The following is a 23,374-nucleotide window of genomic DNA, read 5'->3' as shown; positions in this document are numbered from 1 at the left end:
GAATGAAGCTTTATACACGTACTGGCGATGAAGGAAAAACAAGTGTAATCGGTGGACGGCTGGATAAAAACCATATCCGTGTGAATGCTTATGGAACGCTTGATGAGCTGAACAGCTTTGTTGGGGTGGCCGTTACAAAGCTGCAGGATGCCAAGTATGACGATATCCGGAACGAACTGGTGAAGATCCAGCATGAGTTGTTTGACTGCGGCGGCGATCTTTCAGCTGTAAAAAAGGATTATCCATACAAAGCAAACACTGACATGATCACGTTCTTGGAAGAGCGCATTGATGAATACATTAAAGAAGCTCCAGAGCTGGAACGCTTCATTCTTCCGGGAGGTTCAGAGGCTTCAGCCGCGATTCATGTTTGCCGTACAGTAGCAAGGCGGGGAGAGCGGGAAATTGTGGCGTTGAAGCAGGAGAATGAAATCAACCCGGTTGTTTTAAAATACGTGAACCGCTTATCCGATTACTTTTTTGCCATTGCCCGGGTGATTAATTTCCGCGAAGGCGTAAAGGACGTGGAGTACGAACGAAGTGCGATCGTTTTCCGTGGAGGCAAGCGAAAAGAAAATGACACGAAATAAACATATCGCGCTGTTTACGGCGTTTGTTTCTCTGGCTGTAGCCGGTTCGTTTATCAAAATTCCTTCTCCAATAGGCAGTGTGGCCTTTGATTCCATGCCTGCCCTGGCTGCGGCTGCGTTAATGTCGCCATGGTCAGGGCTTGCTGTGGCCTGTTTTGGGCATTTGCTAACAGCCGCCCTGGCCGGTTTTCCTTTGGGACCGCTCCATTTAGTGGTAGCGGTTCAGATGGGACTCCTGGGCTTCTTTTATGGCGTGCTATACAGAAAAAATGCGAAAACGGCTGCCACATTGATGTTTATAATAGGAAACGGTGTCCTGGCTCCGCTCTGCTTTTGGCCTGTTTTGGGAAAAGCGGTCGTTCTCGGACTTATCCCAAGTCTGCTGGCTGCTGCTGTGCTGAATGGTTTGACCGCACTTGTAATCATCCCGCGAATAAAGCCGGCGTTCCGGCAGTCTGCCATGAGGATAAACCATGAAAAGAAATCGTGATATAACCGTGCAGGGCTTTGGCTCTGGGCAAGTGGCGGTGATTGCCGCGGATAACTCAGGGGGAATTGGCAGCCTTCCGATGGATGAGGTAAAGGTCTCTTATGAGGTAGTCGCCCAGTATGGCGCCCGGGTCTGCGCGATGGAAGTGCTGGCTGCCGGGGCACTGCCTGTTTCGTTCATTATCCACTCCTTTAATGGTGAAGGGGCATGGAACGAGCTCGTGACAGGAGCACAAAAGACGTTTGCGGAGCTTGGTCTCGATACTATCGAAATCACAGGAAGTACCGAGAGCAATATGAATATGGTTCAGTCCGCTTCTTCTTTCACAATGATCGGCAGGGCGGCGCCAAGTCATCTGAAAATTGGAATCGCACCATCCCATGCAAAAGTGGCCGTGATTGGTGCACCCCTTGTCGGGGAGGAAGTAATCTCCCGTTCGGGTGAAGTGATATCATTGTCTCTTTTCCGTCAACTGCTCGGAACAGACGGCATTTATGAGATCCTGCCGGTCGGATCCAAAGGCATCGGCTACGAGCTCGAGGTGCTGTGTGGTTCATCAGCAAGGTTCAGGAGTACTCTGCCTTTGGATAAATCGGCCGGACCATCCACTTGCGTCCTGATCAGTTATGACGAAAAACAGCAATACGCCATCAGGAATTTGTGCGGAATGCTGTTTCATGAACTGGATCCGTTACTTTAATTGTGACTGTTCATTAAAAAAGGTTCGGTAACCGTATTGAACAAAAAGGATAACGCTAAACGAGACGGATCCGGCAATTCCCAGCATGATGGCAATCTGATATTCAATGGCGGTAAGCGGTGAGATACCGGACAGGATCTGGCCGGTCATCATGCCCGGAAGAAAGACGATCCCCATGCCGACCATGGAGTTGATCGTGGGAAGAATGGCGGAGTCAAACGCACGGTCGACCAGTTCTTTGGAAGCGGCTTTCGGGGTTGCTCCAAGCATCAGGGCTGCTTCCACCATGCGTTTTTGCTTTTTCATGCCCTCCACAAGGTGATTGACCCCAAGCGTTATCCCTGTCATGGCATTCCCAATGATCATCCCGGCAATCGGTATAACATACCTCGGCTCAAACCAGGGAGAGAACTGAATGACCACATAGTTGAAAAATAGAAGGCTGACCAGAGTGCCGATTGTCATCGAAACAGCGATGACTTTTTTTAATGAAGAAGATAAATCGTATTTGATCCGCTTAAAAACGTTATAAATCGCAAAGATTTCCATGAGAGCGAAAATGAAAAGAGTCAGAAGAGGATGCGGGTGCTTGAATACATAGGTGAGAATATACCCCGCAAGCACGAGCTGAATCGTCATCCTTAGTGTCCCGATAATGATCTCTTTTTCCCTCGCAATCCCTCTCCACTTCACAATAACCGTTAAAATAATGATGAAGAGATAGGCAGACAGAAGCTGCCACAATGAGATATCAATCATTTTATCGTTCATGTGCAGCCTCCTTTATTTTCTGATTGTACCTTTCAAGATGTACCGGCACGTCAGCGTAACGGTCTGCAATTTGCTTGGAGTGGGTGACCATTACGACAGTTGTGTTCTTTTGTTTGGCCTTTTTCAGGAAGGATGAGATGACCTCATCTGCTGTTTCGTCATCAAGGGCGGATGATGGCTCGTCCAGCAGATAAACTTCCGCTTCAAGCAAAAGAACACGGGCCAGCGCAAGCCGCTGCTGCTCTCCGCCGGACAATCCCTCTGCATCTGTTTTTAATGATTTTCGTAAATGCACACTATGTAAAGCTTCTTCAAGCACTCGATCATCTGGCACCGCTTTCTCCGAGAACACCAGTCCGGCGACAAGATTATCTTTGACGGTGCCGGGAAATATGGCGGGCATTTGCTGAAGCATGATCACGTTTCTTCGATGCTGTACAGGATCAAGCGTGGCGATATCCTTCCCTTTGTAGAACACCTTGCCTTCATCCGGGCTGATCAGGTGATTCAGCAGTTTCAGCACCGTTGTTTTTCCGCTGCCGCTTTCTCCGGTAAGAATGCTCACTTTATTTTCTTCAATACGTAAATGACCAATCTTCAAAATATCTTTATAGCGAATCTCTTTTAGTTCAAACATGGGTCAATGCCTCCTTCCTGACAGCCCCTTTATGGCACGATAAATTATTTGGAATACATTGCCGAACGAATTCCCGTATGATACATTAAGTATAGTGTAACGTTGTCCGTGGAGGTGTGACAAATGCAAACAGCAGCAACAGTTTTATTGGTGATTGTTTCGATCGCACTTATTATAGTCGTTGTTCTTCAATCTGGCCGTTCGGCAGGATTATCAGGAGCGATTACTGGTGGCGCCGAGCAGTTATTTGGAAAACAAAAAGCCCGTGGAATGGATGCCGTCCTGAGCAGGCTGACGATTATTCTCGCCACATTGTTCTTCTTGTTGGCGATTGCGGTAGCGTATTTTATTTAATGATACCCCAACAGCAGGTGAATTTTTCACTTGCTGTTTTTATTTTTTTGTCCGGCAGTTTGAAAGCTTCTTCCAATAGGGATATGGTATGATTTTTTACGGACATTATAGGGTAACTAATGATAAAAAAGGTGATAATATGATTGGCTGTCTTTGTCTTCATGGCTTTACCGGCAGTCCGTATGAAGTAGAGCCGGTTACCCGCTATTTAGAAGAACATACCGATTGGCTGATTTCAGTGCCGACCTATCCGGGGCATGGAGAGCAATTGATGCTGAAGGGGATTACACACAAGCTTTGGATCGATGAAGCAGAACGCGCCTTTTTGGAATTGCGGAAAAAGAGCGACACGCTCTATATTCTCGGGTTCTCCATGGGTGGAATGATCGGCGGTTATCTTGCATCGAAGTACGGATGCGATAAACTCATCCTGCTCAGTGCCAGCGCTTACTATATGAACCCGGCACAGATGGTGAAAGATATCAAGGACATGATCATAAAAGGTATACGGGGAACGCTGAAGGATGATGAACTGTACCTTCGATACCGGAAAAAGTTTATGGATACTCCGCTTTCCGCCACGTTCGAATTCCGGAAGCTCGTCAAAACGCTCAAGCCCTCGTTTCGTGCTATTGATGTACCTACGCTGATTATCCAGGGGGAGTGCGACGGACTGGTGCCGCGCAAGAGCGCAGAGTATATTTATAAAACCATACCATCGAAACGTAAGAAGCTATGTTATTTAAAAGAATCAAAGCATATGATCTGCCACGATGTGAATCAGGAACAGCTGATCGAAGAAGTTTTTCAATTTTTAATGGAACCACGAAGTAAGGGAGAGTAAGCAGCATGATGAAAATTACAGCACCAAAACCATTTATGTTTGAAGGAGGAAAACGGGCGGTATTATTATTACATGGCTTTACCGGCAGCTCAGCGGACGTTCGCATGCTGGGCCGTTTTCTGCAAAAGAAGGGATACACCTGCCATGCTCCACAGTACAAAGGGCACGCTGTCCCACCGGAAGAACTCGTACATACAGGCCCGGATGACTGGTGGAAGGATGTTATGGATGGGTTCAACCTTCTAAAAGAGAAGGGACATACGGAAATTGCCGTTTGCGGATTGTCGCTTGGCGGTGTTTTTTCATTGAAACTGGCAACCGAGCAGCCGGTGATGGGTGTCGTGCCAATGTGCGCACCAATGCATGTGAAAAGTGAAGAAACGATTTACCAGGGTGTGCTGGAGTATGCCCGTGAATACAAAAGCCGAGAAAATAAGCCGCGGGAGCAAGTGGATCAGGAGATGGAGGCGTTCAAAAAGACCCCTATGAATACCTTAAAGGGCCTTCAACAGCTCCTGGGTGATGTGCGAAATTCCATCGACATGGTATACGCACCTACATTTGTTGTACAGGCTAGACATGACGAGATGATTAATACGGACTCTGCCAATATTATTTACAATGAAGTGGAAAGCGATCTAAAGGATTTGAAATGGTACGAAGAGTCCACTCATGTAATTACACTTGGCAAGGAAAAGGAACAGCTGCACGAGGATGTTTACACCTTCCTGGAAAAGCTGGACTGGACCGTGGAGTAACGTTTTTCCCATAAGGAGGAGATGTAGTGAATAAGCAGCAACTGCTCGCATTCATGAAAGAAGAAGCATATAAACCGCTTACCGTTCAGGAACTGGAAGACGCCTTTGGGCTCCAGGAAGCGGATGATTTTAAAATTTTAGTTCGCACACTGAACGAGATGGAAGACGAGGGACTTGTTGTCAGAACAAGAACAAACCGATATGGTCTTCCTGACAAAATGAATCTTGTTCGAGGAAAGGTGCAGGCTCATGCGAAAGGGTTTGCTTTCGTCCTCCCTGAAACAGGAGAAGGAAAAGACGTCTACGTTTCTCAGGGAGACATGGGCAGTGCCATGAACAATGACGTGGTGCTCGTACGCCTTAACACCAATTCAAAAGGCTCACATCCGGAAGGTACCATTATCCGCATTCTGGAGCGTGGTGTAACAGAAACAGTAGGAACCTTCCAGCAAAGCCGCAGTTTTGGGTTTGTGGTCGCTGATGACAAACGGATTCCAAATGATATTTTCATCCCGGCTGAAGGGGTAAATGGTGCCATTGAAGGCCATAAAGTCGTTGTTAAAATCACCAAGTACCCTGAAGGGCGAAACAGTGCAGAAGGAGAAGTCATCCACATTCTCGGCCATAAAAACGACCCCGGCGTGGATATCCTTTCCGTCATTTTCAAACACGGGCTGCCAAGAGAGTTCCCTGAAGAGGTGCTTGAACAGGCAAACAGTGTGCCTGACACCATTGATCCGAATGATATCGAAGGCCGCCGCGATCTGCGCGACCAAACCATAGTAACCATCGATGGCGAAGATGCTAAGGATTTGGATGATGCTGTTAATGTGATCAAGCTTGATAACGGCAATTATAAACTCGGTGTCCATATCGCTGATGTCAGTCACTATGTAACTGAAGGATCACCAATCGATGAGGAAGCGTTGGAACGGGGTACAAGTGTGTATCTCGTAGACCGGGTTATTCCGATGATTCCTCACCGCCTGTCCAACGGAATCTGTTCATTGAATCCGCGGGTGGACCGCCTGACGCTTTCCTGTGAGATGGAAATCACGCCTAAAGGCGAAGTAATTAAGCATGAGATTTTCCCGAGTGTGATCAAAACTGTTGAACGGATGACCTACACGAACGTTCGGAAAATCCTTCAGCGTGAAGACGATGAAGTTTTAAAAAGGTATGAGCCGCTAATTCCGTTTTTTGATGGAATGGGCGAACTGGCCGAAATTCTGCGCAAGCGCCGATTTAACCGAGGTGCTATTGACTTCGATTTCAGTGAAGCCCGTGTTATCGTCAATGATAATAGCGAGCCGCAGGAAGTGGTGCTTCGCGAACGGTCGGTAGCGGAACGCCTGATCGAGGAGTTCATGCTGTGTGCCAATGAAACAGTAGCCCAGCACTTCCATAAAGCTGATCTTCCGTTTATGTATCGGATCCATGAAGATCCGGACGCAGAGAAACTTCACCGTTTTCTCGAATTCATCGCCATGTTCGGCTATGTACTGAAGGGCGAAGTGGAAGACGTCCATCCGCGTTCACTGCAAAAGCTTTTAGAAGAAGTAAAAGGCGAGCCGGAAGAAATGGTGATCAGCAAAATCATGCTCCGTTCCATGAAGCAGGCGAAATACTATCCGGAAAGCCTGGGCCACTATGGACTCGCAACAGAATTTTATACGCATTTCACTTCACCGATCCGGCGTTACCCGGATTTGATCGTTCACCGCTTGATCCGAACGTATCTTATCAACAAAAAGACCGATCCAAGCACGGTGGCAAAATGGAAGGGACAGCTTGAGAAAATCGCCAAGCATGCTTCCGACAGGGAACGCCGCGCGGTGGATGCCGAGCGTGAAACTGATGATCTGAAAAAAGCAGAATTCATGCAGGATAAAATCGGGGAAGAGTATGATGGTGTCATCAGTTCCGTAACCAACTTTGGGTTGTTTGTGGAACTTCCGAATACCATTGAAGGTCTCGTACATGTGAGCTATCTGGCTGATGATTACTACCGCTATGATGAGAAGCATATGGCCATGATCGGTGAGCGTACAGGAAACGTGTTCCGGATCGGGGATGAACTGGCTGTAAGAGTCATCAATGTTAACCTTGATGAGCGGGCGATTGATTTTGAGATCGTGGGTATGAAGGGAACACCTCGGAAACGGGGAAAAGACCGTCCAAAAGTCATCGAAGGCGAAGGACGAAAGCGAAAAACACGCCGTCCTGAAGCCGACCGAGGGGACAAAGGCGGATCAACAAAAGGCAAGAAAAAGCCATTCTATAAAGGGAATATCACGAAAAAGAAAAAGAAGAACAAAAAGAGATAAACCGGTGCAGGGAAACGTCAAGCAGTTCACAGCTGTATTTGACGTTTCTTGACCAATTAGGTATAATTAAGGTTGCATTTGTTTTGGGGAGGTCATGAAACATGCCAAGAGGAGAAGGAAAACTTGTCGCTCAAAATAAAAAAGCGCGGCACGATTATCATATAGAAGAAACCTTTGAGGCAGGCATCGTCCTCCAGGGTACTGAAATCAAAGCTATCCGGGCAGGCCGGATCAATTTGAAAGATTCATTCGCCCGTGTGCAAAATGGAGAATTGTTTCTCCACAACATGCACGTGAGCCCGTACGAACAGGGAAACCGCTATAATCATGATCCGCTAAGAACACGCAAACTGCTTCTTCACAAGAAGGAGATCACCAAGCTTTTGGGCCAAACGAAAGAGCAGGGATACTCGATCGTACCGTTAAAGCTGTATCTGAAAAACGGATTTGCGAAGGTTTTAATCGGCTTGGCCAAGGGTAAAAAGAACTACGATAAGCGTCAGGATCTGAAGAAAAAAGATGCCAAGCGTGAGATCGAACGTGCCTTCAGGGATCGCCAAAAGGCATAAACTGGAGAGTGTGTCAGGTTGAAAAAAGCGCGTAAAAATGCTATACTTTATTTTGTTGCTAACAACTGAATAAAAAGTTGCAGCAGCTTTAACTTCCCGTAAGATTCACCCCGGGATTTCTATCATGGGGACGTTACGGATTCGACAGGGGTAGTTCGAGCTTAAGTTGCGAGTCGAGGGGGTCGGCCTCGTTAAAACGCCAACGCCTATAACTGGCAAAACTAACAACAACCTAGCTTTAGCTGCGTAATAGCACTTTAGCTGATCCTCCCTCCATCGCTCATGTGGTAGGGTAAGGGTCTCACTCTTAGTGGGCTACGCCGGCTGTCCTCCGCCTGAGGACGAAGGAAGAGCGCAATCAGGCTAGCACTTCAAACGCCTGTCGATAGGCAGCTGAAGTCGCGAAACGCGAATCTATCGACTACACTCGTAGAAGCTTAAGTGCCGTTATCTTTGGACGTGGGTTCGACTCCCACCGTCTCCACCAATACATAACTGTTGGTGGTTTTTTATTTATTTTTTTCAATAATGTAATGAAAGCCTAAAATTTCTACGGTGAAATTTTAGGCTTTTTTAGTTAAAGCTTCGCTAACTTTTCTTCCTTATGAATGTCTTCCGTTCCGCCATCCATAGCTGTCTTATAATAGGAACATTTATGCTGGATGACCTCCATTGTCTTTTTCAGCTCTTCCATCTGTGCTTCCACATTGGCTTTTCGTTCCAAAAACATGTTATATCGTTGCTCTAGCGTAGAATCCCCCTCTGAACACCAGTCAATAAAGGTCTTGATTTCCTTAATCGGCATCCCGGTGGCTTTGAGGCATTCAATGACTTTTAACGCACGGATATCGGATTCTTTAAACAATCGATTTCCATTTGGAGTCCGTTCTACAAAAGGCATAAGGCCCTCTTTGTCATAGTAACGCAACGTATATACAGTAAGGTTCAATTCTTTCGCAACTTCGCTTATGGAATATGTCTTCATTACTAATCTCCTTCATATAGACTTCGAGTTAACTCTATGGTTTGGGAAATTCTATCACTGAATGTAAGACATGTCAAAGTCACCTTGGGGCGAAGTGAAAATTGTTTTTGAATATAGGATGTAATTGCTTGACCTAGAGTTAGCTCTAAGGAATAACATGGGTTTATAAGAGAAATAGTTCTCTTGTAAACAATACATAAATGGAGGTTTCTTTCATGATAACTGCTAAAGCACGAGCTGTAGATGGTCCGGACACCCCCTTTCGAGAAGCTGAAATTATTCGGCGCGATCTGGATACGCACGATGTTCTTATTGAAATTAAATTTGCAGGCATTTGCCATTCTGATATCCATACTGCTCATGGTGAATGGGGCGAAGTGAATTATCCACTTGTGCCAGGACACGAAATTGCGGGATTTGTCACGGAGGTAGGAGCAGAGGTCACAAAGTACAAGGTTGGTGACAGGGTAGGCGTTGGATGTATGGTCGACTCCTGTGGTGAATGTGTGAACTGCCAAAAAGGGGAAGAACAATATTGTCTTAAAGGAAATGTTCCTACTTATGCAGGTGTTGATAAATACGGAGAGCCAACTCAGGGTGGTTATTCTACCCACATCGTTGTAACAGAGGACTTCGTCGTCAGAATTCCTGATAACATCGAGCTTGACGCAGCAGCACCATTACTTTGCGCAGGGATTACGACCTATTCTCCATTACAGCATTGGGGGGCTGGTCCAGGAAAGAAAGTAGCGGTTGTTGGTATGGGGGGTCTTGGCCATATGGCGGTGAAAATTGCACATGCTATGGGTGCCGAGGTTACGGTTCTGTCCCAATCGTTGAACAAAAAGGAAGATGGTTTGGAGTTTGGCGCAAAAAATTACTATGCCACAAAAGATCCAGAAACCTTCCAGAAGCTTGCCGGAACCTTTGATTTGATAATCAATACGGTAAGTGCAAAGATTGACATGGATGCTTACTTCTCACTTCTCACGCTTGACGGTACACTTGTCAATGTCGGTGCGCCTGCAGAGCCACTAGAAGTAAATGTGTTTTCTCTTATCGGTCATCGCCGTTCATTTGCCGGTTCAATGATCGGAGGAATCCGTCAGACACAGGAGATGCTGGATTTCTGTGCAGAGCATAACATTGCTCCTAAGATTGAGGTCATTTCAGCTGACCAAATTGACGAAGCCTACAAGCGCGTGCTGGCTTCTGATGTAAAGTATCGTTTCGTCATTGATACAAGCACAATCTAAGTTGTGTTGTAAGAAGCCCCAAAGCCTGGCTATTGGGGCTTTTTTCGTGTGTTTTAAAGAGATAATCGACAATTACGATTCATATGTTGGATAACCGTCAAATGCGGACATATTTAACGATTGAATGTAACCGATTTCCATTTATATTGATAGACATATGATGTTTAATCAACAGGTGTTTTATCATACTGCTAAGAGAAGGACGGCTTTTTTTATTGACAATTTTGGAAACATGGTTGACATCTTTCTGGGAATCTCATAAAATTGAACTCGAGATTGATAATCATTTTCAATTGATGAAATTATATAGATTTTAGTTAAGGTTTAAAAGGAGGCCTCATTGATGTCCAGGCTGCACGCTGAAAATTTGACGGTTACATACGGTGAAAGGGATATAGTGAAGAATCTCGGAGTTTCCATTCCGGATGGACAAATTACGGCGATTATCGGGCCAAACGGCTGCGGAAAGTCAACGCTTTTGAAAACGTTGTCCCGTATTTTGAACCCGAAAACCGGCATGGTGTATCTCGATGGGAAAGGAATCAGTAAAGAACCCACGAAGGAAATTGCCCAAAAGATGGCGATTTTGCCTCAGTCCCCGGACGCACCTGAAGGACTGACTGTGGGTGAGCTTGTTTCCTACGGAAGATTTCCTTATCAAAAAGGTCTTGGAAAACTTACGAAAAAGGATTACGAGGTCATTGATTGGGCTCTTCAAGTTACCGGCATCCATGAATTTAAGGACCGTCCGGTAGACGCCCTCTCAGGCGGACAGCGTCAGCGGGTATGGATTGCGATGGCTTTGGCGCAGGAAACAGACATCATCTTATTGGATGAACCGACCACGTACTTGGATATGTGCCACCAGCTCGAAGTTCTTGAACTGTTGGACCACTTGAACAGAGTGGAAAAACGGACGATCGTCATGGTGATTCATGACCTGAACCACGCTGCCCGCTTTGCTCATCACATGGTAGCGATGAAAGACGGCTCGATTCAGAATGAGGGTACACCTGAAGAGGTGATGACACGCCAGGTGCTTCGAAACGTATTCAATATCGATGCCGAAATCGGTATGGACCCAAGAACGAGGAAGCCGGTGTGTCTGACATACGATATCATAAAGCCTGTTGAGCTTGTTGAGAACTTGGCGTAATACTGCGCCTTTCTTTTTTACCTTCAATTGAGAATGATTATTATTGATAAAGTATAGGGGGAACTTGTAAAGTGAAAAAGCATACAAAAAAACTGTTTATTGGCTTGATGGCCGTCGTTCTTATGCTGGCGCTGTCAGCTTGCGGCAATAAATCTGAAGAAAATGCTGATTCTGATAAAAAAGAATCCAAAACAAGAATCTATAAAGGCGAAAATGGCGATGTAAAAGTTCCGGCCCATCCAAAGCGTGTGGCCATGATGGCAGCGACATATGCAGGAAACCTGCTTGAGCTGGGAATTACGCCTGTAGCCGTTAACGAATATCCGAAGCAAAACAAATTTTACGGAAATAAATTGGACAATGCGGAAGTGGTGACACCCGATTCTTATGAAAAGCTTCTCGAGCTCAATCCTGATTTGATCATTACCTACTCCGATGATAAAAACCTCAAGAAATACAAAGAGATTGCACCAACCGTCACCATGACGTACGACAAATATGACTACCTTGAGCAGCATGTTGAAATCGGAAAAATGGTAGGGAAAGAAAAGGAAGCAAAAGCATGGGTAAAAGAGTGGAAGAAAGAAGCAGCTGATGCCCGTGAAAAAGTACAATCTGCCATCGGTAAAGATAAAACGTTTATGGTTATGGAAGCTTATGGAAAAGACATGTATGTTTACGGAAAGAACTGGGGACGAGGAACTGAGGTTATTTACCAGGCGCTGGGCCTTAAAGCACCTAAGAAGCTGCAAGAAGATGTGTTCGGACCTGGCTGGAAAGCGATCTCTACGGAAGTCATTCCAAAATACGCAGGCGATTACATTTTTGTTGGAACCGGTTCAGGCAATCCCGACAATTCCTTTATGAAGTCAAACGTATGGAAACAACTTCCTGCTGTAAAAAACGGACATGCGATCAAATTTGATTCAGAATCGTTCTACTTCAATGACCCGATTTCCCTTGAAAAAGAACTGGACTTTGTCGTAAAAGAACTGACAAAAAAGAACTAAATCGCATAAAGAAAAGGGTAGCAAGCCATGTTCAAGACAAAAACCAAACAAATTAAAGATCATACTGTATATTCTCGGCCGACAGCAGGAACAGCCATCCTGCTGCTCGGCCTTGTTCTGCTTCTCGTGAGTGTCGGGGTAGCTATTTCGGTCGGAGCGGCGAAGATCAATGTTCTTACCGTTTGGAATGCCGTTTTAAATTATGACCCTGGCAGGGAAGCCGACCGGATCATTGTCAGTCTTCGTTTGCCAAGAGAGCTCGGAGCGGCGGTGGTTGGAGCGGCTTTTGCCGTCAGCGGTGCAATCATGCAGGGAATGACCCGCAATCCGCTTGCAGATCCAGGGTTACTCGGTTTAAATGCCGGAGCTAGTTTTGCTCTTGCCTGTGTGTTTGCGTTTTACTCAGGAGCAGATTATTTAACGGTCATGATAATCTCCTTTATCGGTGCGGGTATTGGAGCGGGAATGGTATTTGGCTTGGGATCGATGAGGAGAGGCGGACTTTCTCCGATCCGCATTACACTTGCCGGTGCCGCAGTTTCTGCCCTTCTTTCGTCACTGGGAGAAGGCATCGCGTTATACTTTAAGCTTTCCCAAGACCTTGCGTTTTGGACGGCCGGCGGAGTATCGGGCACCAGTTGGACACAGATTAAGTTTATCGTTCCCGTGGTTGTGGTGGGAATTGTGGTCGCTGTCCTGTTTTCAAGGCAATTGACGATGCTTAGTTTTGGTGAAGAAGTAGCAAAAGGGCTCGGACAGAATACGCTGCTCACGAAAATGGTTTTGATGACGGTGGTGCTGATTCTGGCTGGTGCAGCCGTATCACTGGTGGGCGCGATTGCCTTTGTGGGACTAATGGTTCCGCATATTGTCAGATTTTTGGTTGGTACGGATTATCGCTGGATCATCCCTTGTTCCGCCGTCTTTGGAAGTGTGCTGATGGTTTTGGCCGACACCTTCGGACGGGTGATCAATGCGCCCTACGAGACCCCTGTGGGAGCGGTCGTGGCGATGATTGGTGTTCCGTTTTTCCTCTACCTTGCCAGAAGGGGAGGAATGAGCCGTTGATGAATCCCGGTCATGCAAAAAAGGTAAGAATAACGATCATATTTGCGATCGTATTGCTGATCGCAGTATTAACTATTAGTGTGGGAACGGGCTTTGCCTCACTAACTCCTGCAGAGCTGTTCCGGACGATTTTTGGACAAGGAACACCGAAAGAAAATCTTATTTTGTTTGAGTTCAGGCTGCCGCGTATTTTTGTAGCTATTCTTGCCGGAATGGGACTCGCGGTTTCAGGTGCCATTCTTCAAAGCTTAACGAAAAATCCGCTGTCAGATCCGGGCATCCTCGGTATAAATGCCGGTGCCGGACTGATGGTGGTCGTTTACATTATGTTCTTTACTGTGGAATCATCCAGTTCGCTGTATATTCTTCCGCTTTTTGCTCTGGCAGGAGGGGGAGCAACCGCAGCGATCATCTATATCATGTCTTACAAAAAAGGGGACGGGGTTGAACCAGCACGACTTGTGCTTGTGGGAGTCGGTTTGGCAGCCGCTCTCGCGGGAGCTACCCTGACCCTGGCGACCAGGCTGGATATGGAGAACTACGCGTTCATGGCCAACTGGCTCGCAGGGCGGATTTGGGGTGATGATTGGGTTTTCGTCCTTTCATTGCTTCCCTGGATTTTATTGCTACTTCCGCTAACCATGGTTAAATCAAATGTATTGAACATGCTGAACTTGAACGAAAACGTGGCGATCGGGACTGGTGTGAATGCCGGAAGAGAACGAATTGTGCTGATCATCATGGCTGTTGCCCTTGCTTCAGCGTCAGTGGCTGTCAGCGGCGGAATTGCCTTTGTGGGCCTTATGGCTCCGCATATCGCAAGGTCACTCGTCGGTCCGCGGCACCAATACTTTCTGCCGCTGGCAGCGCTGATCGGAGCGATTCTGCTTCTGGCCGCGGATACGATTGGAAGAGTCGTTCTTGATCCGAGCGGCATTCCGGCCGGTATTATCGTAACCTTGATAGGGGCGCCATATTTTATGTACCTGTTGGCGAGAAAATAAGCGATGCATGAAGCTGAGGCTGGTTGTAAACCAGCCTCTATTTCTATAAGATGTAAAAGTTGACATGATGAGCTGATTACCATATTATTATGTAGACCGATCACTATAATTTTGAGGTGGAAACTGTGGCTAATAAAAAAGAAAGCACGAGGAATTGTATATTAGGTACTGCTTCCCGCCTGTTTCAATGCCAGGGATACCATGGCACGGGTTTGAAGCAAATCATAGAGGAAAGCGGAGCACCGAAAGGCTCCATTTATTATCATTTTCCAGACGGCAAAGAAGAGATTGCCCTTGAAGCCATTGAATGGATGAAACAGCATGTACTGCAGTCAGCAAGAATGGATTTAAGCGGCAAGGCGACAGCTGTCGAAGCGTTTGGACATCATATTGAGAAGGTTTCTTTTTTATTTGATTCTGAGCAGAAGACCACAGGATTGCCCATTGGACTGATCGCTTCGGAAACAGCTGAAACCAATCCGAAGCTCCGGGAAGCATGCAATTCCGCTTTTTCAAACTGGCAGTCTTTGTACGCTGAGGTGCTTGTGGGATTCGGGTTTAATGAAACTAAAGCAGCCGATTTGGGTATAACCATTAATGCGCTGATTGAAGGAGGCTGTATTTTATCGATGACGAATGGCAGTGGGGACCCATTGCGTTCGATCGCAAAGCAAATACCATTTTTGCTTATGAATGAAGAATAGAGAAAAAGTATCACTAGTATAGGGGGAAAAAACAAAATGGCATCTGAATCACAAGTAACCGCCAATGAAAGCGGTCTTGATCATATAAAAGTAACACCCGTTATCATCTCTTTTGTGGTAGCCGGGTTTATCGGGTTATTCAGTGAAACAGCTTTAAATATGGCGTTGAGCCATTTAATTCATAGTCTTGGCATCCACGAAACGACAGCACAATGGCTGACAACAGGGTATTTGCTTACCCTCGGGATCCTGGTTCCTGTATCTGGCATTATTCTGCAATGGTTCACGACCCGACAGCTTTTTATTACTTCACTGATTTTTTCAATTATAGGTACGTTTATAGCCGCTATAGCACCTGCCTTCAGCGTATTGATGATCGCACGCGTTGTGCAGGCTCTCGGAACCGCATTGCTGTTGCCGCTCATGTTTAATACGATCTTATTCATTGTGCCGCCTTATAAACGGGGAAAAATCATGGGGATTATAGGTTTGGTGATCATGTTTGCCCCGGCAGTTGGTCCTACTCTATCGGGCCTGATTCTTAAGAATCTAACATGGCACTGGATCTTCTGGATATCGCTTCCGCTCTTGGTGATGGCCCTCATTTTTGGTATGTTTTTTATGCAAAATGTAACAACACCAACAAAACCAAAAATTGACTTGATTTCTATCGTACTATCCTCTCTTGGATTTGGTGGGATTGTATATGGATTCAGTTCTTCTGGAGAAAGCGGCGGATGGAGCAGCACGCCGGTCATTATTGCACTCGTTGTTGGTGCGATTGGACTGCTTTTATTTGTCATTCGCCAGTTGAACATGGAAAAGCCAATGCTGAATCTGAGAGCTTTCCGTTATCCGATGTTCTCACTTGGCGTGCTTATGGTTATCGTATGCATGATGGTTATTTTGTCTTCCATGATCCTATTACCGCTTTACCTTCAAACTTCTCTGGCGCTAAGCACATTTGCCGCAGGGCTTCTTCTCCTTCCAGGAGGTGTGATCAATGGTCTTCTATCTCCTGTTATGGGAAGTCTTTTTGATAAATTCGGACCTAAGTGGCTCGTGATCTCCGGACTGGTGATTACACTGGGATCCATGCTTTGCTTTTCAAGAATCACATTGGACACAACTTCCGGAACAATTGTCATTCTTCATATTTTAATGATGATCGGAGTCTCTATGGTGATGATGCCTGCGCAAACGAATGGCTTGAATCAGCTTCCAAAGGAATTGTATCCGGACGGAACCGCGATCATGAATACCCTTCAGCAAGTGGCTGGGGCGATCGGAACTGCAGTTGCGATTTCTATTTTATCTTCTGGGGTACAGCGTTATATGGAAACAACCGATGATAAGACCAACCCGTTGAATCCGCTTCTTGCTTTTACAGAAGGCGTGCAGCAGGCATTTATATTTGCGATTATCATTGCGATTGTTGGATTGATCATTTCATTTTTCATCAAGCGTGTAAAAGTCTATCGAGAAGCATAATTACGTTTAGAGTGAGTGCCCTTGGCGCTCACTCTTTTTTTCTCATCAAATTTTAATCTTTCTCCAAAGTTGTTCTAATGTGGCATGGGTAGGATTTAATCATAACCAATAAGGAGGAATAAATGATGAAAAAGAAAACGAAAATTGACAGAAAAGACCTGCTGTTGTGAGCAGGTCTGTTAGTTTCGGTTTTTTAACGCTTCAACCTCTTTTTCCAACAGCTCCACTTTTTTGTGAATCTCATGATGTGGAACTGTGTCTTTCCTGGTCATCAGGATGATGGAGCCAGCTGAGATGACCACTAGGCCAATCAGTGCAATGAAGAAAAACAAATACAGATCAGACAATCAACTCAACTCCTTTAAGGAGTTGAGTGCTCACCTCCCATTCACACCCCAACCGCAAACAAAAAAGAGCTGAATCCTCAGCTCTTCTCAGTTCACTAAAGCTTTTTATTTTATTGGCTCTGCATTAAACACCTTAACATCAAGTGGGCGAATCAAATAATTTGGCACTTTTTCCACAAATTCTGTGAAATGGCTGCTCTTGTTGTGAGCGTCTACTGCCTCTAGGTCCTTCCAGTTCTCCACCATCAAGTAAGTGCTGGCTTCCACTGTATCTTTAAAAAGATCATAGGAAACGTTGCCGCTCTCTTCTTGTGATGCAGTAATCAGATGCTGGATCTCTACAAGAAAATCTTCTTCCTTCGTTGGATTAACGAACATTTTTGCGTGAATTAATATCATTATTATTCTCCCCTTTGTAAATGTTGGATTATTTCCATTCTGCCACTTTTGCAACAGGTAAGCGAACAGATTGGTACCCAGGATTTGCAGCTTTTCCGATGGAAATCAACATAACAGGTACATATCGGTCCTTGTCCAACCCGAAAGCCTCAGCGATTTGGTCCTTTTCATAACCGCCGATCGGGCATGTATCATAGCCATGCGCACGGGCAGCCAGCATAAGACTCATGGATACAATTCCACCATCGACGAGAACAACGTCTTTATTGTCTGCGGGATCGATGGTTTCAAAGTGAGCAGAAAGCTTTTCCATCATTTGTTCTTTCACTTCTTGTGGCATAAATCCTTGTTCAACCGCATTGCTGTAAATTTCTTCTCCGTTGTCAAAGTTGTTCAGATCGCCAAAGACTGCGATCATAGCAGCTGATGTTTCTACCTGAGAAGAATTGAATTTCGCCAAAGGCAATAGGGTTTGTTTTGCTTCGTCACTTTCAATGACAAGAAAACGCCAAGGCTGCATGTTGGTAGAAGAAGGCGCCAACGTCGCTTTTGACAGGATTTCTGTCATTTCTTCTTTGCTGATTTTAACAGAAGGATCGTAATAACGGATCGAACGGCGTCCTGTTAAGATATCATTATAGTCATTGATGAGTGTTGTATTCATGAGTACATTCTCCTTTATTTGTGTTGTTCTAGGGTGTCTAAAGGTTAACCTTCAATTTGTTCGGCGTTCTGCTGCATGCGCTGAAGCATGTCAACAAGAACAGGGAGTTCTTTTTCTGTAAAACCTTGAAGAAGGTTGGTGACAAACTGATCCCTTTCCTTTCGATAGGAAAGGATTTTGCTGCGGCCCTGCTCCGTCAAGCTTACAAGGGTGACGCGGTTATCCTGCGGGTTCTTTCTGCGGTTCACCATTCCTGAAGCCTCCAGTTGTTTTAAATGCCTGGTGACAGCTGCGTTATCAATGTGCACCACTTTTTGCAGCGTGGTTTGGCTGATCTCTTCTGCATCATATAAATGCTGGAGAAGCTCCAGGCGGGACTGGCTGATTCCGGTACATCGTTCAAACTTGGGACTGATCTGGTAGTGAAGCTCCCGTAATATATAAGCAATTTGCGCTTTTGACGCGCATGAATGGTCCATGGAATCTCCTCTTTCCTATTTAAAAAATAGAGTGAAGGGATAATCTTTGACACCTCAATATTTGATACGTCAAACAATATAACGCGATTAAAATGTTTTGTCAACAAGAGTGTTTTAAAGTTAAGGATTCATTAAGCTTCACGAATTAAACTTTGTTTATACTTCATGAAGAACAGAGATCTATTCAACTTTTAAATACAGGAGTGTGTGATAAATGAATAAAAAAGTGAAGTGGTCCGTCATCTCCGTTAGCACAGTGACGGAGGAACCATTTATCTTGGAGCTGTAATGATACGTGCAAAAAAACTTAGTCATTGATAAAAAATGCCCGCGGCATACACCGTGGGCATTTTTATCTATAAAAGCTCAATGCCCATAATCCGGGCGATATCCTTCCGGTCACTTTCCAGCTCTTTGATACCTTTTAAGTTTGCCAGCATTCCTTGAAACACCATTTTGTTCGGTGTTTCTTTTTCATTTTCACTCAGCAAAAATTCAATGACACTTTTCAGTTCATCCCTTTTTTCTGCCGAAAGGGGAAGGCCGTCCATGGTTTGTGCCATTGTAAAAAGGCGCTGGTGGATGGTATCCTGCAAGGTTTGTTCGCTATGAAGATGCAATCGCGAAAACAGTTTTTCCAGATTATCACTGGAGATCATCACTGCGTTCTTTTTCTTCAGGCCAGCTACAATATCATCAAGCCGCTGAAGCAAAAACTCTGCCAGGGCCTCCGGCTGGAGAAGCTGGTCATCGAAAACAAAAATACGGATGTAGGTGTTTTGCAGCCCCTGAGCCATCAGGATTAAGTCTCCCAAATGAGGAGTAATATCCTCTCCATACAGTGCGAGCAGGTTTTTCTCCAGCCATTTCATCGACTTGTACTGCGTTTTCAGCATATGCTTCCGCATTTCTTCGTTGATTGTGGAATTTTGTTCCCTGAAATGCATGATGATAAAGTTTTTATGTTCCGTAAAGGAAGTAAACAGCGCAATCATCTGCCTTTTGATTGTTTCACGTGGAGGCAGGTTTTGGCCTTCAATTTCTGAAATTCTATGGGTGATTTTATCATTATAGAAATGAAAAAGAGCTACCATCAATTCTTCTTTTGATGAAAAATAATTATAAAATGCTCCTTTTGACATTCCGGCATGATCGGTTATGTCCTGGATCGATGTTGAATGAAATCCTTTCTCTGCAAACAGAGCAATCGCAGATTCAATTATTTCGACTTTTCTTTGTTTCATCCTAAACCTCCGAGTAACTGTTTTTTCCAATTAAATTGCCAAAAGATATCTATTGATCATTGGTTCTGTATAATTCCTTGCATTACAGCTGACGGTCCGATATATTTAAAACTGTTATGACCGTTCGTTTATATTATAGCATAATCCGACTGGTCAGTCATTAGTGGAGGGAGCAAGAAGAATGAGTGCAATTATCCGATTCTGTTTAAAGAATAAATTTGCCGTTTGGCTGTTAACGCTGCTTGTCGTAGCCACCGGATTGTATTCCGGTTTAAATATGAAGCTCGAGACGATGCCGAACATCAACACACCGATTGTGTCCGTATCAGCAGCCTATCCAGGTGCAACACCTGAAGAGGTAGCAGATAAAGTGACCATTCCGATTGAGAAGAAGGTCAAGAATCTGTCAGGAGTGAATTCGGTCACTTCCTCTTCTTATCAAAACGTCTCATCGGTACAAATCGAATACAGTTTTGATAAAGACATGGAAAAAGCAAAAGAGGAAGTACAGGAAGCTCTTGCCAACATTAATCTCCCTGATTCAGTGGACGATCCAAGGGTGTCACGGCAAAGCTTTAATGACCTTCCGATTTTGTCGTTAAGTGTATCCGACAAGGACAAATCGCTGAAGGAACTTACCAAGGTCGTTGAAGATGATGTCGTTCCAACTCTTGAAGGAGTGGAGGGCGTTTCATCCGTACAGGTAGCCGGACAAAACGTGGAAGAAGTCCAGCTTGATTTTAAAGACGATGAATTAAAGAAAAACGGATTGACGGAAGACAGCGTCAAGCAATTCATTAAAGGCGCCAATTCCTCCATGCCGCTTGGTTTGTACAATTTTAACAACACCGAAAAATCGGTTGTTGTTGATGGAAATATTACCACTGTAAAAGAACTGAAAAACCTTGAAATCCCGGTAACACCCCAAGCATCTGGTGCAGGAGGTCAGGGCGCAGGCGCATCTTCGGGTCAAGGAGCCCAGCAGCAGTCGGGCGGTCAAGGAGCCCAGCAGCAGTCGGGCGGTCAAGGAGCCCAGCAGCAGTCGGGCGGTCAAGGAGCCCAGCAGCAGTCGGGCGGTCAAGGAGCCCAGCAGCAGTCTGGCGGTCAAGGAGCCCAGCAGCAAGCTGGAGGTCAAGGAGCTTCCCAGCAGGCTGCTGCAACTCAGCAAGCGCAGCCAACAGAACTTCCGACTGTAAAGTTAAAAGATGTTGCTACCATCAAAACCGTCGGAAAAGCAGAGTCCATTTCAAGAACGAATGGCCAGGAATCCATCGGTCTTCAAGTGATCAAATCTGCCGATGCCAATACGGTAAATGTGGCTGATGCCGTAAATAAAGAATTAAAGCAGTTGAAAAAAGAGCACGAAGGTTTGAAGACGGTCAACGTATTTGACCAGGCAACACCAATCAAGGATTCGGTCAGTACGATGCTGAACAAAGCGTTGATCGGCGGATTGTTCGCCATCATCATTATCCTGCTGTTTTTACGGAATTTCCGCTCTACCATTATCGCGGTTATTTCTATCCCGCTATCGCTGTTAATGGCGATTCTGGCGTTAAAACAAATGGACATCACGCTGAACATTATGACCCTTGGAGCCATGACGGTTGCCATCGGCCGGGTAGTGGATGACTCTATTGTAGTGATCGAAAATATCTATCGCCGGATGTCACTTAAAGGGGAAGAGATTCGAGGCAAACAGCTTATTACAGCTGCTACCCGAGAAATGTTCATTCCGATCATGTCTTCCACGATTGTAACCATTGCCGTTTTTTTACCATTGGGTCTAGTAAAAGGGCCGGTCGGTGAGCTCTTTATGCCGTTTGCCCTGACGATTGTTTTTGCCCTTGTGGCATCCTTAATCGTCGCGATTACCGTTGTACCGGCTTTTGCTGATTCTTTATTTAAAAAAGGATTAAGCAAAAGGAAGGAAGAAGACCACGAAAAGCCTGGCGCCCTTGCCGGTTTTTACAGAAGAGTATTGAACTGGTCGCTCAGCCATAAGATTGTTTCGTTCGGTCTTGCCATTCTTTTGCTTGCAGGCAGCTTGTTCCTGGTACCGAAGATTGGCGTCAGCTTCCTGCCGTCAGATGAACAGAAGATGGTCATTGCTACCTTTAATCCGGAACCGGGCCAGACGAAAAAAGAAGTGGAAGATGAGGCACTAAAAGCAGAGAAACTTCTGCTGGACCGCAACCATGTTAAAACGATTCAATATTCCGTTGGCGGGGAGAACCCGATGAACCCTGCGGCCAGCAATCAGGCCATGTTCTTTATGGAGTACGACAAAGATACGCCTAACTTTGAAAAAGAACAGAAGAAGGTCATTGATGATCTCAAGGGAACCTCCGACAAGGGAGAATGGAAGGCGCAGGACTTTGGCGCTACCGGTGGAAGCAACAAGCTTGAAATCCAAGTCTACGGAAATAACATGAACGACATCAAACCGGTAACCGAGAAGGTCCAAAAGATTCTCAACGACCGGAATGATCTGAGAAACGTTGGTTCCAGCCTTTCTAAAGCGTATCAAGAATACACTCTTGCCGCAGATCAGGAAAAGTTAAGCAAGCTTGGTCTTACAGCCAGCCAGATTGGCATGGCATTGAACGATTCAGGTGATCAATCCGCCTTAACAACCCTGAAGAAGGATGGAAAAGACGTCAACGTTTATGTGAAAGTGGATAAAAACAGCTACAAGAATATTGATGATCTTACCGACAAGAAGCTGCAGTCAGCGACTGGAAAAGAAGTAGCCATCAGTGATGTCGCCAAAGTAAAAGAAGGTGAAACCGCAGATACCGTTACACGTAAGGATGATAAGATTTATGCGAGTGTAAGCGGTGATGTGACGAGCAAGAACGTGAACAAAGTGTCCACGGACGTCCAAAAAGATATCGACAAACTGGATCTTCCAGATGGAGTGGACGTCAAGATGGGCGGCGTTACTGAGGATATTAACGAGTCCTTTACTCAACTCGGCCTGGCCATGCTTGCCGCGATTGCGATTGTCTATTTTGTACTTGTCGTGACGTTTGGCGGCGCTCTTGCACCATTTGCGATTTTGTTCTCCCTTCCGTTTACGGTGATCGGTGCGCTCTTGGCACTGTATATCGCGGGTGAAAGCATCAGCATTTCTGCCATGATTGGCGCTCTGATGCTGATTGGAATCGTGGTAACAAACGCAATCGTGCTGATTGACCGCGTGATCCATAAGGAAAATGAAGGACTGTCAACAAGAGAAGCACTCTTAGAGGCAGCAGCCACCCGCTTGCGTCCGATTCTGATGACCGCATTGGCCACCATTGGCGCATTAATCCCGCTCGCCCTCGGGTTTGAAGGCGGAGGCTTAATCTCCAAAGGCCTTGGCGTTACGGTTATCGGCGGTCTCACCAGCTCCACGTTGCTGACCCTGATCATCGTGCCAGTGGTTTATGAGTTTTTAATGAAGTTAACGAGAAAAAACAGAAAGCGCAAAACCGCTGAATAATTGGTTTTAAGAGGTCTGCCCGGCTGGGGCGGACCTTTTT

At 45.6% G+C, this 23,374-nt stretch carries 23 protein-coding genes, 1 other RNA gene and 2 pseudogenes; 18 read left to right on the top strand and 8 right to left on the bottom strand.

All coding sequences use genetic code 11. The annotated features are described in order from the left end of the window. Window positions 1–2: 2 nt before the first annotated feature. From QNH15_RS20970 to QNH15_RS20960, 3 genes are read left to right on the top strand one after another with little or no spacing between them, the layout of a single operon-like run. The gene (locus QNH15_RS20970; protein ID WP_061972016.1) at window positions 3–590 is read left to right on the top strand and encodes a cob(I)yrinic acid a,c-diamide adenosyltransferase; all 588 of its coding nucleotides are present in this window, start codon (window positions 3–5) and stop codon (window positions 588–590) included. After that, on the top strand, window positions 577–1,080 hold the full coding sequence (locus tag QNH15_RS20965; RefSeq protein ID WP_283890272.1) for an ECF transporter S component: 504 nt from the start codon (window positions 577–579) through the stop codon (window positions 1,078–1,080). Before QNH15_RS20970 ends, QNH15_RS20965 begins: the two co-directional genes overlap by 14 nt. Beyond that, entirely contained in the window at window positions 1,064–1,780 is a 717-nt protein-coding gene (locus QNH15_RS20960; RefSeq protein ID WP_283890271.1) for an ATPase, read from the top strand. Before QNH15_RS20965 ends, QNH15_RS20960 begins: the two co-directional genes overlap by 17 nt. Here QNH15_RS20960 and QNH15_RS20955 read toward each other — a convergent pair. Further along, window positions 1,772–2,551: an ABC transporter permease gene (locus QNH15_RS20955; protein ID WP_283890270.1), complete on the bottom strand. Its 780-nt coding sequence runs from the start codon at window positions 2,549–2,551 to the stop codon at window positions 1,772–1,774. The genes QNH15_RS20960 and QNH15_RS20955 overlap by 9 nt on opposite strands. Continuing rightward, complete coding sequence (locus QNH15_RS20950) at window positions 2,541–3,188, bottom strand: ABC transporter ATP-binding protein (RefSeq protein ID WP_283890269.1); 648 nt, start codon at window positions 3,186–3,188, stop codon at window positions 2,541–2,543. The genes QNH15_RS20955 and QNH15_RS20950 overlap by 11 nt, the downstream gene beginning before the upstream one ends. 123 nt (window positions 3,189–3,311) lie before the next feature. Between QNH15_RS20950 and secG the strand changes: the two genes are divergently transcribed. From secG to ssrA, 6 genes are all read left to right on the top strand, one after another. Next, on the top strand, window positions 3,312–3,542 hold the full coding sequence (secG, locus tag QNH15_RS20945) for a preprotein translocase subunit SecG (RefSeq protein ID WP_061972021.1): 231 nt from the start codon (window positions 3,312–3,314) through the stop codon (window positions 3,540–3,542). Between the two features lie 139 nt (window positions 3,543–3,681). Next, a complete protein-coding gene (locus tag QNH15_RS20940) occupies window positions 3,682–4,386 on the top strand; it encodes an alpha/beta hydrolase (protein ID WP_283890266.1) in 705 nt (234 codons plus the stop codon). A 5-nt stretch (window positions 4,387–4,391) separates the two neighbouring features. Further along, window positions 4,392–5,144 carry an alpha/beta hydrolase gene (locus tag QNH15_RS20935; RefSeq protein ID WP_283890264.1) on the top strand — a complete coding sequence of 251 codons (753 nt, stop codon included), beginning with the start codon at window positions 4,392–4,394 and terminating at the stop codon, window positions 5,142–5,144. 26 nt (window positions 5,145–5,170) lie between these two features. Then, window positions 5,171–7,471: a ribonuclease R gene (rnr, locus tag QNH15_RS20930; protein ID WP_283890262.1), complete on the top strand. Its 2,301-nt coding sequence runs from the start codon at window positions 5,171–5,173 to the stop codon at window positions 7,469–7,471. Window positions 7,472–7,572: 101 nt separating this feature from the next. After that, the gene (gene smpB, locus QNH15_RS20925) at window positions 7,573–8,040 is read left to right on the top strand and encodes an SsrA-binding protein SmpB (RefSeq protein ID WP_090235611.1); all 468 of its coding nucleotides are present in this window, start codon (window positions 7,573–7,575) and stop codon (window positions 8,038–8,040) included. Window positions 8,041–8,166: 126 nt separating this feature from the next. Next, window positions 8,167–8,527: a transfer-messenger RNA gene (gene ssrA / locus QNH15_RS20920) on the top strand. 90 nt (window positions 8,528–8,617) lie between these two features. On the opposite strand, the gene QNH15_RS20915 is transcribed toward ssrA, so the two are convergent. Next, complete coding sequence (locus QNH15_RS20915; RefSeq protein ID WP_283890258.1) at window positions 8,618–9,025, bottom strand: MerR family transcriptional regulator; 408 nt, start codon at window positions 9,023–9,025, stop codon at window positions 8,618–8,620. 215 nt (window positions 9,026–9,240) lie between these two features. Here QNH15_RS20915 and QNH15_RS20910 point away from each other — a divergent pair, with 215 nt between their 5' ends. From QNH15_RS20910 to QNH15_RS20880, 7 genes are all read left to right on the top strand, one after another. Further along, on the top strand, window positions 9,241–10,281 hold the full coding sequence (locus tag QNH15_RS20910; protein WP_283890256.1) for an NAD(P)-dependent alcohol dehydrogenase: 1,041 nt from the start codon (window positions 9,241–9,243) through the stop codon (window positions 10,279–10,281). 343 nt (window positions 10,282–10,624) lie between these two features. Beyond that, on the top strand, window positions 10,625–11,437 hold the full coding sequence (locus QNH15_RS20905; protein WP_283890254.1) for an ABC transporter ATP-binding protein: 813 nt from the start codon (window positions 10,625–10,627) through the stop codon (window positions 11,435–11,437). A gap of 71 nt (window positions 11,438–11,508) precedes the next feature. Beyond that, window positions 11,509–12,447, top strand: coding sequence for an iron-hydroxamate ABC transporter substrate-binding protein (locus tag QNH15_RS20900; RefSeq protein ID WP_283890253.1), 939 nt, complete (start codon window positions 11,509–11,511; stop codon window positions 12,445–12,447). 27 nt (window positions 12,448–12,474) lie between these two features. Then, complete coding sequence (locus tag QNH15_RS20895) at window positions 12,475–13,515, top strand: FecCD family ABC transporter permease (RefSeq protein ID WP_283890251.1); 1,041 nt, start codon at window positions 12,475–12,477, stop codon at window positions 13,513–13,515. Continuing rightward, on the top strand, window positions 13,515–14,519 hold the full coding sequence (locus QNH15_RS20890) for a FecCD family ABC transporter permease (protein WP_283895688.1): 1,005 nt from the start codon (window positions 13,515–13,517) through the stop codon (window positions 14,517–14,519). Before QNH15_RS20895 ends, QNH15_RS20890 begins: the two co-directional genes overlap by 1 nt. A gap of 125 nt (window positions 14,520–14,644) precedes the next feature. Then, the gene (locus tag QNH15_RS20885) at window positions 14,645–15,223 is read left to right on the top strand and encodes a TetR/AcrR family transcriptional regulator (protein WP_283890249.1); all 579 of its coding nucleotides are present in this window, start codon (window positions 14,645–14,647) and stop codon (window positions 15,221–15,223) included. Between the two features lie 36 nt (window positions 15,224–15,259). Further along, entirely contained in the window at window positions 15,260–16,714 is a 1,455-nt protein-coding gene (locus QNH15_RS20880) for a DHA2 family efflux MFS transporter permease subunit (RefSeq protein ID WP_283890248.1), read from the top strand. Window positions 16,715–16,893: 179 nt separating this feature from the next. On the opposite strand, the gene QNH15_RS20875 is transcribed toward QNH15_RS20880, so the two are convergent. The 5 genes from QNH15_RS20875 to QNH15_RS20855 all read right to left on the bottom strand — a co-directional run bounded on the left by QNH15_RS20875 (window position 16,894) and on the right by QNH15_RS20855 (window position 19,847). Beyond that, complete coding sequence (locus tag QNH15_RS20875; protein WP_283890247.1) at window positions 16,894–17,061, bottom strand: hypothetical protein; 168 nt, start codon at window positions 17,059–17,061, stop codon at window positions 16,894–16,896. 105 nt (window positions 17,062–17,166) lie between these two features. Further along, window positions 17,167–17,460: a putative quinol monooxygenase gene (locus QNH15_RS20870; protein ID WP_283890245.1), complete on the bottom strand. Its 294-nt coding sequence runs from the start codon at window positions 17,458–17,460 to the stop codon at window positions 17,167–17,169. A 28-nt stretch (window positions 17,461–17,488) separates the two neighbouring features. Then, complete coding sequence (locus QNH15_RS20865; protein WP_283890243.1) at window positions 17,489–18,124, bottom strand: nitroreductase family protein; 636 nt, start codon at window positions 18,122–18,124, stop codon at window positions 17,489–17,491. A 44-nt stretch (window positions 18,125–18,168) separates the two neighbouring features. Beyond that, window positions 18,169–18,603, bottom strand: coding sequence for a MarR family winged helix-turn-helix transcriptional regulator (locus QNH15_RS20860; RefSeq protein ID WP_061972039.1), 435 nt, complete (start codon window positions 18,601–18,603; stop codon window positions 18,169–18,171). 356 nt (window positions 18,604–18,959) lie between these two features. Continuing rightward, window positions 18,960–19,847: a TetR/AcrR family transcriptional regulator gene (locus tag QNH15_RS20855; RefSeq protein ID WP_283890231.1), complete on the bottom strand. Its 888-nt coding sequence runs from the start codon at window positions 19,845–19,847 to the stop codon at window positions 18,960–18,962. Window positions 19,848–20,028: 181 nt separating this feature from the next. Between QNH15_RS20855 and QNH15_RS26145 the strand changes: the two are divergent. Next, window positions 20,029–20,829 (top strand): annotated as a pseudogene (locus tag QNH15_RS26145) (efflux RND transporter permease subunit); the annotation flags it as partial. Window positions 20,830–20,976: 147 nt separating this feature from the next. Next, window positions 20,977–23,334, top strand: a pseudogene (locus QNH15_RS20850) (efflux RND transporter permease subunit); the annotation flags it as partial. Between the last annotated feature and the right edge of the window lie 40 nt (window positions 23,335–23,374).

Origin of the sequence: Fictibacillus enclensis (assembly GCF_030123385.1) — a bacterium.
Classification (GTDB): Bacteria; Bacillota; Bacilli; order Bacillales; family Fictibacillaceae; genus Fictibacillus_C; species Fictibacillus_C enclensis.
The sequence above is the reverse complement of the archived record's forward strand: the minus strand, read 5'-3'. Positions and strand labels throughout refer to the sequence as shown.